Consider the following 15083-nt stretch of genomic DNA (forward strand, 5'->3'; position numbering starts at 1 on the left):
ATCCTTAAGCCATGTCTGTTGCACGTCGACCTTGTGGTGAGTCTGCGTTATCCCTCGCGATTCGTACCGCCACCCTGAGTTTCATGCTGGTCGCAGGAAGCGCCACCGCCTGGGCGGCAACCCCCGGGCAAAAGCCCGCCGCCGAGCAAACCTCGGACGTCCCTGCGGTCGACAGCGGCCCAGGCTTGACCCTTGACGCCACCAACATCACCGGCACCCACGACAACCCGAGCGCACTGCCGGCCGAGCTGGCCGGTGGTCAAGTGGCGCGTGGCGCGCGCCTGGGGATGATGGGCAACAAGGACGTGATGGACACGCCATTCAGCGTGACCAGCTACACCGCCAAGACGCTGGCCGACCTGCAAACCGTGACCGCGGCCGATGCCTTGCAACGCGACCCTTCGGTGCGCTCGACGGGCCAGGTGGGCGGCATCGTCGATTCGTTTTTCATCCGTGGTTTTCCCATCGGCGAGGGCAACCTTGGCGAGCTGGCCTACGACGGTGTCTACGGCGTGGCGCCCAACTACCGGGTGTTCACCGACTATGCCGAACGGATCGAAGTGCTCAAGGGACCGGGTGCGCTGATGTACGGCATGTCGCCCAACAGCGGCGTGGGCGGGGTGATCAATATCGTCCCCAAGCGGCCGTTGGACGAAGACCTGACGCGCTTTACCGGCAGCTATGCGTCTGACTCCTACGTGGGCGGGCACCTGGACGTCAGCCGCCGATTCGGCTCGGAAAACCAGTTCGGCGTGCGCTTCAACGGCAGCCTCCAGGGTGGCGACACGGCCGTCGATGACCAGGAGCGCGAGCTCGATATCGGCGCCATCGCCTTCGATTATCGCGGCGAGCGCCTGCGCTTGAACCTCGACTTCATCAGCCAGAAAGAAAGCTTCGAAGGTGCTTCGCGACCCTTCACCGTCGCGCGCAATGTTGAGGTTCCATCTGCCCCCAACGGTCGCACCAACGCGTCGCAGAAATGGGGTTGGTCGGACACCAAGGAGCAGTCGGCATTGCTGGGTGGCGAATATGACCTGACGGACGCGGTCACGGTGTTCGCCCATGCCGGTGGCGGTCGGTCGGACGTCAAGCGGATGTCGGACCAGGTGCCAGAAATCATTAATAATGCCGGCGATATCACCAACAGGCCGGGGTACTACAAATTCAACGTGGATCGTTCGACAGCAGACGTGGGAGTTCGCGGGGTGTTCGACACCGGCCCTGTCACCCACACGACGACGCTGATGGCGAGCACTTATCAGGATGAGCTGTCACGGGGCATCAACCGAGGGACAGATATTCCCTCGAACATTTATCATCCGGTGGACGTACCCAAACCAGCCATAAATGCGCCCAGAGTACTGCGCGTTTCCGAGTCGCAGTTGTCCGGCTTTGCCTTGAGTGACACGTTGTCGGCATTGGATGACCGCGTTCAACTGACCCTGGGTTTGCGCCGGCAAAACGTCAAGTCGGAAAACTACAACACCCCCGTTGTCACTCCGTCCTACGACAAAAGCAAAACTACGCCAATGTTCGGTGTCGTCGTTAAGCCCTGGGAAGACGTATCGCTCTACTACAACTATGTCGAGGGCCTGAGTAAGGGTGACGCCGCGCCGGCTAACGCGACCAATTCCGGGCAAATGTTCGCACCTTATGTCTCCAAGCAACACGAGATGGGCGTCAAGTATGAGCACGGCACGTTCATGACCACCCTGGCACTGTTCCAGATCGAGAAACCCAGTGGCGAGCTCGACGCGAACGATGTCTTCTCGGTGCAGGCCGAACAACGCAACCGTGGTGTGGAATTGAGTGTGTTCGGCGAAGTGGCTCCCGGTACCCGCTTGATGGGTGGCGTGACACTGCTCGACGGCGAACTGACGGATTCCGCCACCGCAGCCAACCGTGGCAATAAACCGGTCGGCGTGCCAGACGTCCAAGCCAACCTGTGGGCGGAATGGGACACCCCGTGGGTGGAAGGCTTTACCCTCACCAGCGGTGCGATCTACACCAGCAGCCAATACGTGAACCAGGCCAACACCCAGGAGCTGGATGCCTGGACGCGCTTCGATGCGGGGGCTCGCTACGCCACCAGGATCGAGGGTCGACCGACGACGTTCAGGGCCACGGTCCAGAACGTCTTTGACCGTGAATACTGGTCGGGCGTCGCCTCGTACGGTGCCTTCTCGCCAGGCTCTCCGCGTACCTTGCAGTTGTCGGCCACGGTCGATTTCTGAGGCAGGGCAGGGGTGGCTCAAGCCAAGGGCCACCCTGTGAAAACTATTCGCTTAAGAAAAACGATGAACCTGTGGCCTGCGTTTCGCCGCAAATCCAATTGTGGGAGCGAGCTTGCTCGCGATAGCGGTATGACAGTCGATGAAGGTACTGAATATATGGCCGGCATCGCGAGCAAGCTCGCTCCCACAGGTTTTTCTGAGGCTCATAGAGCTGACTGTTCCAGCCAAACACCCGCCCTGTGGCGAGGGAGCAATCTCTGGCCACAGGGGTTCAAACAGGTCTTAAGTGAACAGCACTATTGCCCTTTGGCCGGCAGCCCCATCTTTTCCAGCGTCAGCGTTTCATCGGCGCGCCCCCAGCCACCGTCTGCCACCTCTTCCACCAGGACCATGGTGAACGGACGCACCCCCTCGCCGAAATATTCGACGAACATCTCCGTGGTGCGATGGATGATCTCTTCCTTGCGCGCGTGGTCCAGGATTCCTTCGGGAAATTTGTAGTTGGCAAATGGCATGGATCGACTCCGTGGGTGTGAAGGATTCGGCAGGGGCGAGGGCCCCTGGCGCGCATCTTTCTCCTTTAGGTCCGTGGAATAAATCCCTCTGGGTTGGCATCTGCATTCAACGTAACTGAACAATCGGCCACTCAGTGCGAATGACGCGGCTCACCACTGCGAGCAATCACCCGCAGGTGCAACGTCGCCGGCTCCAGGCAGCCCCCGGTGGAAAGCTGTCCCACCAGTTGCCGGTACAACTCCTGCCAGGGCGTTTGCGACGGCGGGATGTTCGGCGTCCACGCGAGTCGGCGCCGGGCCATTTCTTCGTCGTCGATCAGCAGGTTCACCGTGCGGGTGTTCAGGTCCACTTTCAGCCGGTCGTTGGTTTGCAGCAACGCCAGGCCGCCACCGACGGCTGCTTCAGGGGACATGTTGAGGATCGATGGGCTCGCCGAGGTGCCGCTCTGGCGACCGTCGCCCAGGCAGGGCAGGGAGTCGATGCCTTGTTTGATCAGTGCGGCTGGCGGGGCCATGTTCACCACCTCCGCGCTGCCGGGGTAGCCCACCGTGCCGACACCGCGAATGACCAGGATGCAGCGCTCATCGATGTCCAGCGCCGGGTCGTCGATGCGGGCGTGGTAATCCTCCGGTCCTTCGAAGACGATGGCCCGGGCTTCGAAACTGTTCTCGGCGCCGGGCTCGGACAGGTAGGTCTTGCGAAACGCCTCGCCCACCACCGACATCTTCATGATCGCGCTGTCGAAGAAATTGCCGCTGAGGACAATGAAACCGGCACGGTGCTTGAGCGGCGTCTCGAAGGGATGGATCACATCGGCGTTGCTGGTCAGGCTGCTGCTGACGATTTCGCCGATGGTCCTGCCGCTGACCGTGGCGCAGTCTTCGTGCAGGCGTCCGGCTTTTTGCAGTTCATGCATGACCGAGGGCACGCCGCCGGCCCGATGGAACCCTTCGCCCAGGTACTTGCCCGCCGGCATGCAATTGACCAGCAGCGGCACGTCTTCGCCAATCCGTTGCCAATCGTCCAGGCTCAGTTCGACGCCCATGTGCCGGGCGATGGCGATCAAGTGCGGTGGGCAATTGCTCGAAGCGCCGAGGGCGGAGGCGACGGCGATGGCGTTCTCGAAGGCCTGGCGGGTCATGATCTGGGAAGGACGCACGTCCTGGAGCACCAATTCGCAGATACGCTTGCCGGTGGCGTAGGCCATTTGCCCGCGCTCGCGATAGGGCGCCGGGATGCTCGCGCAACCGGGCAGCGACATGCCCAGGGCTTCGGCCAGGGCGTTCATCGACAAGGCGGTGCCCATGGTGTTGCAGTGACCCACCGAGGGCGAGGCCGCGGTGGTCATTTCCATGAAGCCTTCGTAGTCGATCTCGCCGGCGGCCATCAGGTTGCGCGCGTGCCAGAGCACGGTGCCGGAGCCGATCAGTTCGCCCTTGTGATGGCCGTCGAGCATCGGCCCGCCGGACAGGACAATGGCGGGCAAGTCGGTGGTCGCCGCCGCCATCAGGCAGGCGGGCGTGGTCTTGTCGCAACCGGTGGTGAGCACCACGCCATCCAACGGGTAGCCGTGAAGGATTTCCACCAGCCCCAGGTAGGCCAGGTTGCGGTCCAGCGCCGCCGTGGGCCGCCGCGACTGTTCGGCGATCGGGTGCACCGGGAATTCCATGGGGATGCCGCCGGCATCGCGGATGCCGGCCTTGACCCGTTGGGCCAGTTCCAGGTGATGGCGGTTGCAGGGCGTCAGGTCGCTGCCGGTCTGGGCGATGCCGATGATCGGGCGTCCCGATTGCAGCTCTTCGCGGGTCATGCCGTAGTTCATGTAGCGTTCGACATACAGCGCGGTCATGTCCGCGTGGGCCGGGTCGTTGAACCATTGCTCGCTGCGCAGGCGGCGTTTAGGCGTGTCACTCATGATTCATGTCTCTCTTGTAATTGGATGAATCGGTCACGGTGGTGGCGTCAGCGGCCCAGCAGTCCTCGGGCGGCGAGGTTACGGATCAGGGCACCGACACCAAAGGTCCAGGGGGCGGCGTCGCAGCTATGGGCGACCTGGTTATGCAGGCCGCCGAGCAACGGGCTGCTGATGCTGACCACGTCCCCGCGCTTGTGGGTGAAACCGCTGCCGGGATGATCGCGGTCTTCGGTGGGGGCGAACAGCGTACCGAGAAACAGCACAAACCCGTCCGGATATTGGTGGTTGGCGTTGAGCGTCTGGCCCGCCAGGTCCTGCGGGTCACGGCTGATCTGGCTCATGGAGCTCGAACCGTGCAGGCGGTAGCCATCTTCGCCTTGTACCTTGAGATCGACCACGCAGGCGCGAACGTCATCGAGGCTGAAGTGTTCGTCGAACAGGCGAATGAACGGGCCGATGGCGCAAGACGCGTTGTTGTCCTTGGCCTTGCTCAGCAACAGCGCACTGCGGCCTTCGATGTCCCGCAGGTTGACATCGTTGCCCAGGGTAGCGCCGTGGATCTGGCCACGGCTGTTCACCGCCAGCACCACTTCCGGTTCCGGGTTGTTCCATTGCGAGATCGGATGAATGCCGATGCGGCTGCCGCTGCCCACGGCGGCCAGGACCGGTGCCTTGGTGAAGATTTCCGCATCCGGGCCGATGCCGACTTCCAGGTATTGCGACCACATGCCCTGTTCGATGAGCAAGGCTTTCAGGCGCATGGCTTGCTCGGACCCCGGCACGATGGCCCGCAGGTTGTCGCCGATCACGCTGTGCACGGTGGCACGGACGGCCTCGGCCTTTGCCGCGTCACCGCCGGCCTGTTCCTCGATCACCCGTTCGATCATGCTGGCGGCGAAGGTCACGCCGGCGGCCTTGATCACTTGCAAGTCCAGGGGCGGCAAGAGGAACGGCTTGGTCGGGTCGGCCTGAATGCCGGTATTGGCCAGCAACGCTTCGACGCTGGCGATGAAGGTACCGGGCGTCTGCCTGACGGCCGCCAGGGGGGATTCTGTTTCCAGCAAGTCGCTCAATGTCGCAAAACGCTCCGACAGGTCGAACACCCCGTCACTGCGCAGCACCACGGGTGAAGGGCCGGCGATCCGGCCTGGCACCCAGGCACGACCAATCAGGGTGCCGGCGACGCCATCGACGGGCAGGGTGTTCTCGGGAGTCAGCATCAGCGACATGGGCAGTCTTCCTGGTGGGTAAAGCGTTCAAGCTAGGGCGCGCTGTTGATGAACTCCAATGAGATATATTCAGTATCTGATAACGTCCGGTTATTGCATCGTCGAGGATTGCCCATGTCCGATCTGTCTTTCTCCAGCTTCTGCGGCTGGCTCAAATTTCGCCATCTGCTGCTGATCGATACCTTGGGGCGCACCTGCAACATGCATCTGGCGGCCGAGCAGATGAACCTCAGCCAGCCGGCCGTGAGCAAGATGCTCAAGGAAATCGAAAGCCTGCTCGGCTTTGCCCTGTTCGAACGCCGACCCCGGAGCATGCCGCCCACCGCACTGGGCGAACATGTGCTGCGTTACGCGCAGATCGCCTTGAACGACGCCCGTTCGTTCGTCGAGCAAATCAGCAGCCTGCGCGAAGGAGGCCATGGCTACCTCAAGGTCGGCGGTATATTTGCCGCGACGGCGGTGGCCTTGCCCGAGGCGATCCTGCAGATCAAGCAACGCTGGCCCTTGCTGTCCATCGAGGTGGTGGAGCAGACCAGCAACCATCTGATGAAGATGCTTGAAGAAAAGAAACTTGACCTGGCCGTGGCGCGGTTTACCGAGCAAAGCCAGCAACAGCGCTACGATTTCCAGCCCCTGGCCCCGGAGCCGTTCTGCATCGTGGTCAACGACCGTCACCCCCTGGCGAGCGCCGGGCCGACCTCTTTGCAGCAACTGGTGGACCAGCCGTGGATTCTCTACCCGGTCGGCACGCCGATCCGCGCCCGCATGGAACTGGCCTTCGCCGAAGCCGGGGTGGGAATGCCGCGCAACACCATCGACACCATTTCCATGCAGACCTTCCTCCAAGTCCTGCAACGCGGCCCCATGATCGGCATGCTGCCCAATGCCATGGTCGATCCGCTGCTCGACAGCGGCCAGCTCAAGACCCTCGATACGCCGCTGCACCTGGTCCCACAGGATTACGGGATCCTGACGCGAAAGGATGAGCCGTTGGTGGGCGCGGCGCTGGAGTTCGCCGAGATCCTCAAGGACAACGCCCGCCTGGCCGCAATATTGGCCACTTAGGGGGCGCGCTGACTCCATCCTGCGGAGGGCTTAGGTTGGCAAGGTCGCTTTGTGGCGAGGGAGCTTGCTCCCGCTGGGCTGCGTAGCAGACCCAAAGCCGTGAACTCAACTTGCCTGGTACACCGAGTTGCCTGGTTTCAGGGCCGCTGCGCGCCCCAGCGGGAGCAAGCTCCCTCGCCACAAGAACTCATACAAACTTAAAGCATGCTGCCACGACCGGGGGGATTTGGCGGCATTGGAGAGAGCCGACGGCTATCTCGATAACGTCTCGTTATCAACTAATCCAAAAATGCCATTGGGAAAGAATCGATCCCCGACAGTAGAGTCCTCGTTCAATCGCCGGATGACTCGCTCATTCGACGTGACCCAATAAAAACAATCAGGGGTTACTTATGCAAACCATCTCCGAGCAGTTGCCCGCCCAGGCGCAAGCTGGCGAGCTCGACTTCGAAGACCGGACCTACCGCAAGGTCATCTGGCGCATCCTTCCCGTCCTGCTCCTGTGCTACATGGCGGCGTACCTCGATCGGGTGAACATCGGGTTCGCCAAACTCGACATGCTCAACGAGCTGCAATTCAGTAACACCGTGTATGCCTTGGGCGCCAGTATGTTTTTCTGGGGCTATTTCCTCTTTGAAGTCCCCAGCAACCTGTTGCTGCATCGCTTTGGCGCGCGGTTCTGGATCGCCCGGATCATGCTCAGCTGGGCGGTGATCTCCATGGCCGTGGCCTACACCGTGCCGCTGGCGGCGTTTTTCCATCTCGAATCGAGCACGATGTTCTATGTGCTGCGTTTCCTGTTGGGTATCTGTGAGGCGGGCTTTTTCCCCGGCGTGATCCTCTACCTCAACTATTGGTTCCCAACCCACCGGCAGAGCCGAGTGATGTCCGGGTTCCTGCTGGCGCTGCCGGTCAGCCTGACCCTGGGTGGCATCCTCTCCGGCTGGCTGATGAACAGCATGCAGGGCGTCCACGGCATGTCCGGTTGGCAATGGATGCTGATCATCGAAGGCATTCCGTCGATCATCATGGCGTTCGTGGTGATCGTCTGCCTGGCCGACAACATCGACAAGGCCAAATGGCTCTCCGTCGCGGAAAAAGCCTTGCTCAAGGCCAATCTGCAAACCGACAACCAGGGCAAGGCCACGCGCTTGAGCGAAGTGTTTTTCAACCCTCGGGTGTGGTTGCTGGTGTTGATCCTGCTGACCTTCAACACCGGTTTCTATGGCCTGGCGTTCTGGATGCCGTCGATCATCAAGAGCACCGGCATCACCAATAGCCTGCATATCGGTTTGCTCACTGCCATTCCTTACTCGGTGGCGGTGGTGGCGATGCTGCTCAACGCCCGTCATTCCAACCGTACCGGCGAGCGGCGCCTGCATGCGGCGATCCCGGCCTTCATTGGCGGCGCCGGGCTGATCCTCAGCGCGTTTTTCGCCGATAACCTGGTGCTGTCGGTCCTGTTCCTCAGTGTCTCCGCCTCGGGGATCCTCAGCCTGATGCCGATTTTCTGGACGCTGCCGGGCACCGTGCTGTCGGGCGTTGCCGCCGCGGCCGGGATCGGCATGATCAACGCCATCGGCAACCTGTCGGGCTTCACCGGTTCGATGATCACCGCCGTGGCGGAAACGCTGACGGGTAATATCAATAACGGTACTTACGTGTTGGCCTTGTGTCTGTTGGTCAGCGGTGGATTGATCCTCGCGATCCCTGCCTCGATGCTCGGCAGGACGCCCAAGACCGCGCCCACGGCAGCGCAACTGGAGACCGCATGAGTCTGCAAAACAAGCGAGTCCTGGTGACGGCGGCCGGGCAAGGCATCGGCTTGGCCAGCGCCATTGCCTTCGTCCAGGCGGGCGCCGAAGTGTTCGCCAGCGACATTGATATTGGCGCATTGGCGGGTATCGAAGGCATCACGCCGATGATCCTCGATGTCACCTCGGCCGATGCCATCGACGCTGCTCGCGACCACATCGGCGGGCTGGACGTGCTGTTCAACTGCGCCGGTTATGTGCACAGCGGCAACATCCTGGAATGCGATGAAGCGTCCTGGGCACGTTCGATGGATCTCAATGTCACGGCCATGTACCGCATGATCCGCGCGTTCCTGCCGGGCATGCTGGCCCGTGGCGGCGGCTCGATCATCAACATGTCGTCGGTCGCGTCCAGTATCAAGGGCGTGCCTAATCGTTTCGCCTATGCTGCCAGCAAGGCGGCGGTGGTGGGGCTGACCAAATCCGTCGCCATCGACTTTGTCGGCCAGGGCATTCGCTGCAACGCCATCTGCCCCGGCACGGTGGACTCGCCTTCGCTACGCCAGCGCATCGCCGACCAGGCTGCGCGACAAGGTGTCGAAGAAGCAGAGGTCTATCGGCAGTTTCTCGACCGCCAGCCCATGGGACGTATTGGCCACACCGAGGAAATCGCGCAAATGGCGTTGTACCTGGGCAGCGACGCGTCCGCCTACACCACCGGGACGGTGCATGTGATTGATGGCGGCATGAGCCTCTGAATTTTCACTTGAGCAGGAGCACTTCATGAAACTGTTGCGTTACGGCGAAAAAGGTTCGGAAAAACCCGGGCTGTTGGACGAAGACAAGCAGATCCGCGACCTGTCGGGCCACGTGGCGGACATCGCCGGGCAGGCCTTGGGCCCGGAAAGCCTGGCGCGACTCGCCGCCCTCGACCCCCGCAGCCTGCCGCTTGTTACCGGCCAGCCGCGCATCGGGGCCTGCGTCGGCCAGGTCGGCAAATTCATCTGCATTGGCCTGAACTACGCCGACCATGCCGCCGAATCGAACATGGACGTGCCGAAAGAGCCGATCATCTTCAACAAATGGACCAGTGCCATTTGCGGGCCGAACGACGACGTCCAGATCCCCCGTGGCTCGCTCAAGACCGATTGGGAAGTCGAGCTGGGCGTGGTCATTGGCAAGGGCGGGCGCTACATCGACGAAGCCAATGCCATGGAACATGTCGCCGGTTATTGCGTCATCAACGATGTGTCCGAGCGCGAGTGGCAACTGGAGCGCGGCGGCACCTGGGACAAGGGCAAGGGCTTCGACACCTTCGGCCCTCTAGGACCCTGGTTGGTGACCCGGGACGAAATCGCCGACCCCCATACGCTGGATCTGTGGCTGGAAGTCGACGGGCATCGCTATCAAAACGGCAATACCCGGACACTGATCTTCAGCGTGCCGCAACTGATCGCCTACCTGAGCCGCTGCATGAGCCTGCAACCGGGGGATGTGATTTCCACCGGCACACCGCCTGGCGTTGGGCTGGGCATCAAGCCCAACCCGGTATTCCTGCGCCCGGGCCAGACCATGCGCTTGGGCATTGAGGGCTTGGGTGAACAGCGTCAGGTCACGGTGCAGGCGGACTGATCGTTGGGCTTGCGGCCGTCTTCGCGAGCAGGCTCGCTCCCACAGAAGGACTTCGGATGCACGCAGATATTGTGCCTGCTGAAGATCCCCTGTGGGAGCGGGCTTGCTCGCGAAGGCGGCGACACAGTCAATAAAGATGTTGAATGTGCTGGCCTCTTCGCGAGCAAGCTCGCTCCCACAGTTTGTCCGAGGTGATCGCCGGATAGGCGTTCAACTCAAATCCCTGTGGGAGCGAGCCTGCTCGCGAAGGCGGCGTCACAGTCAATAAAAATGTTGAATGTGCCGGCCTCTTCGCGAGCAAGCTCGCTCCCACAGTTTGTCCGAGGTGAGCGCCGGATAGGCGTTCAACTCAAATCCCTGTGGGAGCGAGCTTGCTCGCGATAGCGGTGGCCCGGCCCGGCCTGGCCTCATTTTGGATCAACACGCCTGACACGCTTCATCACCACCACGAAAAACACCGGCACGAACACCACCGCCAGGGTGGCGGTGATCATGCCGCCGATCACCCCGGTGCCAATGGCCTGCTGGCTCGCCGAGCTGGCACCGGTGGCGATTGCCAGGGGTACCACGCCGAGAATGAACGCCAGGGACGTCATGATGATCGGTCGCAGGCGCAGGCGGGCGGCCTGGAGCGTGGCGTCGATCAGGTCATGCCCATCGTCGTACAGGCTCTTGGCGAACTCGATGATCAGGATCGCGTTCTTTGCCGACAGGCCGATGATGGTGATCAGCCCGATCTTGAAGAACACATCGTTGGGCATGCCGCGCAACGACACGGCAAGCACCGCGCCGAGCACACCCAGCGGCACCACCAGCAGCACCGAGGTCGGGATCGACCAACTCTCGTACAGCGCCGCCAGGCACAGGAACACCACCAGCAGCGACAGGCCCAGCAGGATCGGCGCCTGGCTGCCGGACAAACGTTCCTGCAAGGACAACCCGGTCCATTCCTGGCCCAGTCCCGTCGGCCCTTGGGCCACCAACCGTTCGATTTCGGCCATGGCTTGCCCGGTGCTGTAGCCCGGTGCCGGTTCGCCGGAAATGCTCACCGCCGGATAGCCGTTGTAGCGGGTCAATTGCGCCGGCCCCTGGGTCCAGCGGGCCTGGACGAAGGCCGACAACGGCACCATTTTCCCGCCGCTGTTGCGCACGTGAATCTTCAACAAGTCCTCGACCTGGCTGCGCTGGTCGCCCTCGGCCTGGACCACCACCCGCTGCATCCGCCCCTGGTTGGGGAAGTCGTTGATGTAGGCCGAACCCACCGCCGTGGACAACACACTGCCGACGTCGGCAAAGGAAATGCCCAGGGCATTGGCCTGCTTGCGGTCGACCTCCAGTTGCACCTGCGGCGCCTCCGCCAGGGCGCTTTCGCGGACATTGATCAGCATCGGGCTTTTTTCGGCGGCGGCGAGCAATTCGCCGCGGGCCTGCATCAGCGTGGCGTGGCCGAGGCCGCCACGGTCCTGCAAGCGGAACTCGAAACCGCTGGAGGTGCCCAGGCCGTCCACGGGCGGCGGCAACACCGAGAACGCCATGGCGTCCTTGACCTGACTCAGTGCCAGGTTCGCGCGGTCGGCGATGGATGCCGCCGAGTCCTTGGTGCCGCGTTGCGACCAGTCCTTGAGGGTGGTGAACGCCAGGGCCGCGTTCTGCCCGCTGCCGGAGAAACTGAAACCGAGGATGACCGTGCTGTCGCCGACTCCCGGCTCACCGGCGTTGTGCGCCTCGATCTGCTCCACCACCTGCACCGTCCGGTTTTTGCTCGCGCCCGGTGGCAGCTGGATGTCGGTGATGGTGTAGCCCTGGTCTTCCACCGGCAGGAACGAGGAGGGCAGGCGACTGAACAGCAGGCCCATGCCCACCAGCAGCACGCCGTAGATCAGCAGGTATCGGCCGCTGCGTTTCAGCGCGTAGGCCACCCATCCTTGATAGCGGTCGCCGAATCGGTCGAAACCACGGTTGAACCAGCCGAAGAAACCGTTTTTGCCGTGGTGATCACCTTGGGTGACCGGTTTGAGCAAGGTCGCGCAAAGGGCCGGGGTCAAGGTCAGGGCGAGAAAGGCCGAGAACAAAATCGACGTCGCCATCGACAGCGAGAACTGTTGGTAAATCACCCCCACCGAGCCCTGCATGAACGCCATGGGAATGAACACCGCCACCAACACCAGGGTAATGCCGATGATCGCACCGGTGATCTGCCCCATGGCCTTGCGCGTGGCTTCCTTGGGCGACAAGCCTTCCTGGGCCATGATTCGCTCGACGTTCTCCACCACCACGATGGCATCGTCCACCAGGATGCCGATGGCCAGCACCATGCCGAACATGGTCAGCACGTTGATCGAGAACCCCAGCGCCAGCATCGTCGCGAAGGTGCCCATCAACGCCACCGGCACCACCAATGTCGGGATCAGCGTGTAGCGAATGTTCTGCAGGAACAGGAACATCACCGCGAACACCAGCAGCATCGCTTCGCCGAGGGTATAGATCACCTTGGTGATCGAGACTTTGACGAACGGCGAGGTGTCGTAGGGGATCTTGTATTCCACGCCGGCCGGGAAGTAGCGCGACAGCTCGTCCATCTTGTTGCGCACCAGGGTCGCGGTGTTCAGCGCGTTGGCTCCCGGTGACAGTTGCACCGCCACGGCAGTGGATGGCTTGCCGTTCAGACGCGTGGAAAACTGGTATTCCTGGCTGCCGATTTCCACCCGTGCCACGTCGGCGATGCGCACCGTCGAGCCATCGGGGTTGGCCTTGAGCACAATGTCGGCGAACTCTTGCGGCGTATTGAGCTGGCCTTTGACGACGATGGTCGCGGTGATTTCCTGGGTGCTGCGGCTCGGCAGATCCCCCAGACTGCCGGCCGACACCTGGGCGTTCTGCGCCACGATGGCGGCATTGACATCGGCCGGGGTCAGGTTGAACCCCACCAGTTTCCGGGGGTCGATCCAGATCCGCATGGCCCGCTCGGCGCCGTACAGCTGGGCCTTGCCGACACCGTCCAGGCGCTTGATCTCGTTCATCACGTTGCGCGCCAGGTAGTCGCTGAGGGCAACGTCGTCGAGCTTGCCGTCGTTGGAGGTGAGGGTGATCAGCAGCAGGAAGCCGGCGGAGACTTTGTCCACCTGCAAGCCTTGCTGCGTGACCGCTTGCGGCAGGCGCGACTCCACCGCCTTGAGGCGGTTCTGCACATCGACCTGGGCCAGCTCCGGGTTGGTCCCGGGCTGGAAAGTCGCGGTGATGGTCGCGCTGCCCAGGCTGCTTTGGGATTCGAAATACAGCAGGTTGTCGGCGCCGTTGAGTTCTTCCTCGATCAGGCTGACCACGCTTTCGTCCACGGTTTGCGCCGAAGCGCCCGGATACACCGTGTAGATCTCGATTTGTGGCGGGGCCACGACCGGGTATTGGGCCACCGGCAGTTGTGGAATGGCCAGGACACCGGACAATAGAATGAACAAGGCGACGACCCAGGCGAACACTGGACGGTCGATGAAGAATTGCGGCATGGCTTAGTGTCCTGCCTGTGGCCCGGGAACCTGGGCGAGGGGAAGTGGGGAATCGTCGACCCGGACTTGCTCGCCGGGACGGGCGTGTTGCAGGCCTTCGATGACGATGCGGTCGCCCGGTTTCAAGCCGTGGGTAACGACCCAGCGATCGTTTTGCGCGGCGCCCAGTTGCACCGGTTGCTGGCTGACCTTTTGCTCGGCGTCCAGCAGCAACACCTGGGCGACCCCGGCGCTGTCACGCAGGATGGCCCGTTGCGGCACGGTGATGCCTTGGCTGTTGACCGCTTGTTCGAGGCGCACGCGGATGAAACTGCCCGGCAGCAGGTCCAGGTCGGGGTTGGGAAATTCGCTGCGCAGGGTGATCTGGCCGGTGCTCGGGTCGACGCTGAGGTCGGTGAACAGCAACTTGCCGGGCAACGGGTAAGGGCTGCCGTCGTCCTGGATCAAGGTGGCCTTGGCCTGGCCCTGGCCGACTGCTTGCAACTGCCCTGCGCGAAAGGCGCGGCGCAGGTCGTTGAGTTCGCGGGTCGATTGCGTGAGGTCGGCGTGGATCGGGTCCAGTTGCTGGATCAGCGCCAACGGCGTGCTTTCGTTCTGCCCCACCAAGGCGCCTTCCGTCACCAGGGCGCGGCCGATGCGCCCGGAAATTGGTGCGGTCACCGTGGCATACCCCAGGTTCAGTTTCGCCCGTTCCACCGCAGCCTTGCTGGCGGCGACGTCAGCGGCCGTCTGGCGCACGTTGGCCCGGGCGTTGTCGTAGTCCTGGCCACTGATCGCCTTGTCATCGATCAACTGGGCATAACGCTGGGCTTGCAAGCGGGCCTGGAACGCATTGGCCTCGGCCTTGCGCAACGCCGCCTCGGCACTGTCCAGGTCGGCCTTGAACGGTGCCGGATCGATGCGAAACAGCACCTCGCCCTGCTTGACGTCGCGGCCCTCATGGAACACCCGCTGCAAGACCACGCCGGCCACCCGCGCCCGGACTTCGGCGACCCGTGGCGCGGCGATCCGCCCGCTCAGTTCGTTGCTGATCGACAATGGCCGGGCCTGGACGGTTTCGACACGCACGCTGGGCAGCGGGACGGAGGCTTGCGGGTTCGAGGCGCTGTCACAGCCACTGAGCAGCAGTGCGCCGACCAACAGGCCCAGTGTGACGAAAGGAGTCTTGGACATGGTGCTTCCCCACGATTGAGCCGCCCATGGTAGGGACGGGGGCCTGCGGCAGGGGTGAAGCT

At 62.7% G+C, this 15083-nt stretch carries 10 protein-coding genes; 5 read left to right on the plus strand and 5 right to left on the minus strand.

Annotated elements, in window-relative coordinates; translation table 11 throughout:
• Positions 1 to 11 precede the first annotated feature (11 nt).
• Positions 12 to 2234 carry a TonB-dependent receptor gene (locus J3P85_RS11635; RefSeq protein ID WP_434705887.1) on the plus strand — a complete coding sequence of 741 codons (2223 nt, stop codon included), beginning with the start codon at positions 12 to 14 and terminating at the stop codon, positions 2232 to 2234.
• A 296-nt stretch (positions 2235 to 2530) separates the two neighbouring features.
• Here J3P85_RS11635 and J3P85_RS11640 read toward each other — a convergent pair whose 3' ends face one another.
• The 3 genes from J3P85_RS11640 to J3P85_RS11650 form a co-directional block, all read right to left on the minus strand.
• Positions 2531 to 2749, minus strand: a complete 219-nt coding sequence (locus J3P85_RS11640) for a tautomerase family protein (protein WP_186705852.1) — start codon at positions 2747 to 2749, stop codon at positions 2531 to 2533.
• 131 nt (positions 2750 to 2880) lie between these two features.
• On the minus strand, positions 2881 to 4665 hold the full coding sequence (locus J3P85_RS11645) for an IlvD/Edd family dehydratase (protein ID WP_434705888.1): 1785 nt from the start codon (positions 4663 to 4665) through the stop codon (positions 2881 to 2883).
• A gap of 47 nt (positions 4666 to 4712) precedes the next feature.
• The gene (locus J3P85_RS11650) at positions 4713 to 5894 is read right to left on the minus strand and encodes a fumarylacetoacetate hydrolase family protein (protein ID WP_434705889.1); all 1182 of its coding nucleotides are present in this window, start codon (positions 5892 to 5894) and stop codon (positions 4713 to 4715) included.
• A 114-nt stretch (positions 5895 to 6008) separates the two neighbouring features.
• Between J3P85_RS11650 and J3P85_RS11655 the strand changes: the two genes are divergently transcribed.
• The 4 genes from J3P85_RS11655 (at position 6009) to J3P85_RS11670 (ending at position 10345) form a co-directional block, all read left to right on the plus strand.
• Positions 6009 to 6959, plus strand: a complete 951-nt coding sequence (locus J3P85_RS11655) for a LysR family transcriptional regulator (protein ID WP_434705890.1) — start codon at positions 6009 to 6011, stop codon at positions 6957 to 6959.
• A 392-nt stretch (positions 6960 to 7351) separates the two neighbouring features.
• The gene (locus tag J3P85_RS11660; RefSeq protein WP_434705891.1) at positions 7352 to 8734 is read left to right on the plus strand and encodes an MFS transporter; all 1383 of its coding nucleotides are present in this window, start codon (positions 7352 to 7354) and stop codon (positions 8732 to 8734) included.
• Complete coding sequence (locus J3P85_RS11665) at positions 8731 to 9471, plus strand: SDR family oxidoreductase (protein ID WP_434705892.1); 741 nt, start codon at positions 8731 to 8733, stop codon at positions 9469 to 9471. Before J3P85_RS11660 ends, J3P85_RS11665 begins: the two co-directional genes overlap by 4 nt.
• 25 nt (positions 9472 to 9496) lie before the next feature.
• Complete coding sequence (locus J3P85_RS11670) at positions 9497 to 10345, plus strand: ureidoglycolate lyase (protein WP_434705893.1); 849 nt, start codon at positions 9497 to 9499, stop codon at positions 10343 to 10345.
• Between the two features lie 407 nt (positions 10346 to 10752).
• Here the strand turns inward: J3P85_RS11670 and J3P85_RS11675 are convergent, their stop codons facing one another.
• Positions 10753 to 13848, minus strand: coding sequence for a multidrug efflux RND transporter permease subunit (locus J3P85_RS11675; protein WP_434705894.1), 3096 nt, complete (start codon positions 13846 to 13848; stop codon positions 10753 to 10755).
• Between the two features lie 3 nt (positions 13849 to 13851).
• Positions 13852 to 15021, minus strand: a complete 1170-nt coding sequence (locus J3P85_RS11680) for an efflux RND transporter periplasmic adaptor subunit (RefSeq protein WP_434705895.1) — start codon at positions 15019 to 15021, stop codon at positions 13852 to 13854.
• Positions 15022 to 15083: the final 62 nt, after the last annotated feature.

It is taken from the genome of Pseudomonas sp. Z1-12, assembly GCF_051132015.1.
Lineage (GTDB): Bacteria > Pseudomonadota > Gammaproteobacteria > Pseudomonadales > Pseudomonadaceae > Aquipseudomonas > Aquipseudomonas zanjanensis.

What these genes read in the sequence shown, in the direction of transcription:
- J3P85_RS11635 (WP_434705887.1), top strand. Translation starts at nt 12, where the DNA reads ATGTCTGTTGCACGTCGACCTTGTGGTGAGTCTGCGTTATCCCTCGCG.
- J3P85_RS11640 (WP_186705852.1), bottom strand. Translation starts at nt 2,749, where the DNA reads ATGCCATTTGCCAACTACAAATTTCCCGAAGGAATCCTGGACCACGCG.
- J3P85_RS11645 (WP_434705888.1), bottom strand. Translation starts at nt 4,665, where the DNA reads ATGAGTGACACGCCTAAACGCCGCCTGCGCAGCGAGCAATGGTTCAAC.
- J3P85_RS11650 (WP_434705889.1), bottom strand. Translation starts at nt 5,894, where the DNA reads ATGTCGCTGATGCTGACTCCCGAGAACACCCTGCCCGTCGATGGCGTC.
- J3P85_RS11655 (WP_434705890.1), top strand. Translation starts at nt 6,009, where the DNA reads ATGTCCGATCTGTCTTTCTCCAGCTTCTGCGGCTGGCTCAAATTTCGC.
- J3P85_RS11660 (WP_434705891.1), top strand. Translation starts at nt 7,352, where the DNA reads ATGCAAACCATCTCCGAGCAGTTGCCCGCCCAGGCGCAAGCTGGCGAG.
- J3P85_RS11665 (WP_434705892.1), top strand. Translation starts at nt 8,731, where the DNA reads ATGAGTCTGCAAAACAAGCGAGTCCTGGTGACGGCGGCCGGGCAAGGC.
- J3P85_RS11670 (WP_434705893.1), top strand. Translation starts at nt 9,497, where the DNA reads ATGAAACTGTTGCGTTACGGCGAAAAAGGTTCGGAAAAACCCGGGCTG.
- J3P85_RS11675 (WP_434705894.1), bottom strand. Translation starts at nt 13,848, where the DNA reads ATGCCGCAATTCTTCATCGACCGTCCAGTGTTCGCCTGGGTCGTCGCC.
- J3P85_RS11680 (WP_434705895.1), bottom strand. Translation starts at nt 15,021, where the DNA reads ATGTCCAAGACTCCTTTCGTCACACTGGGCCTGTTGGTCGGCGCACTG.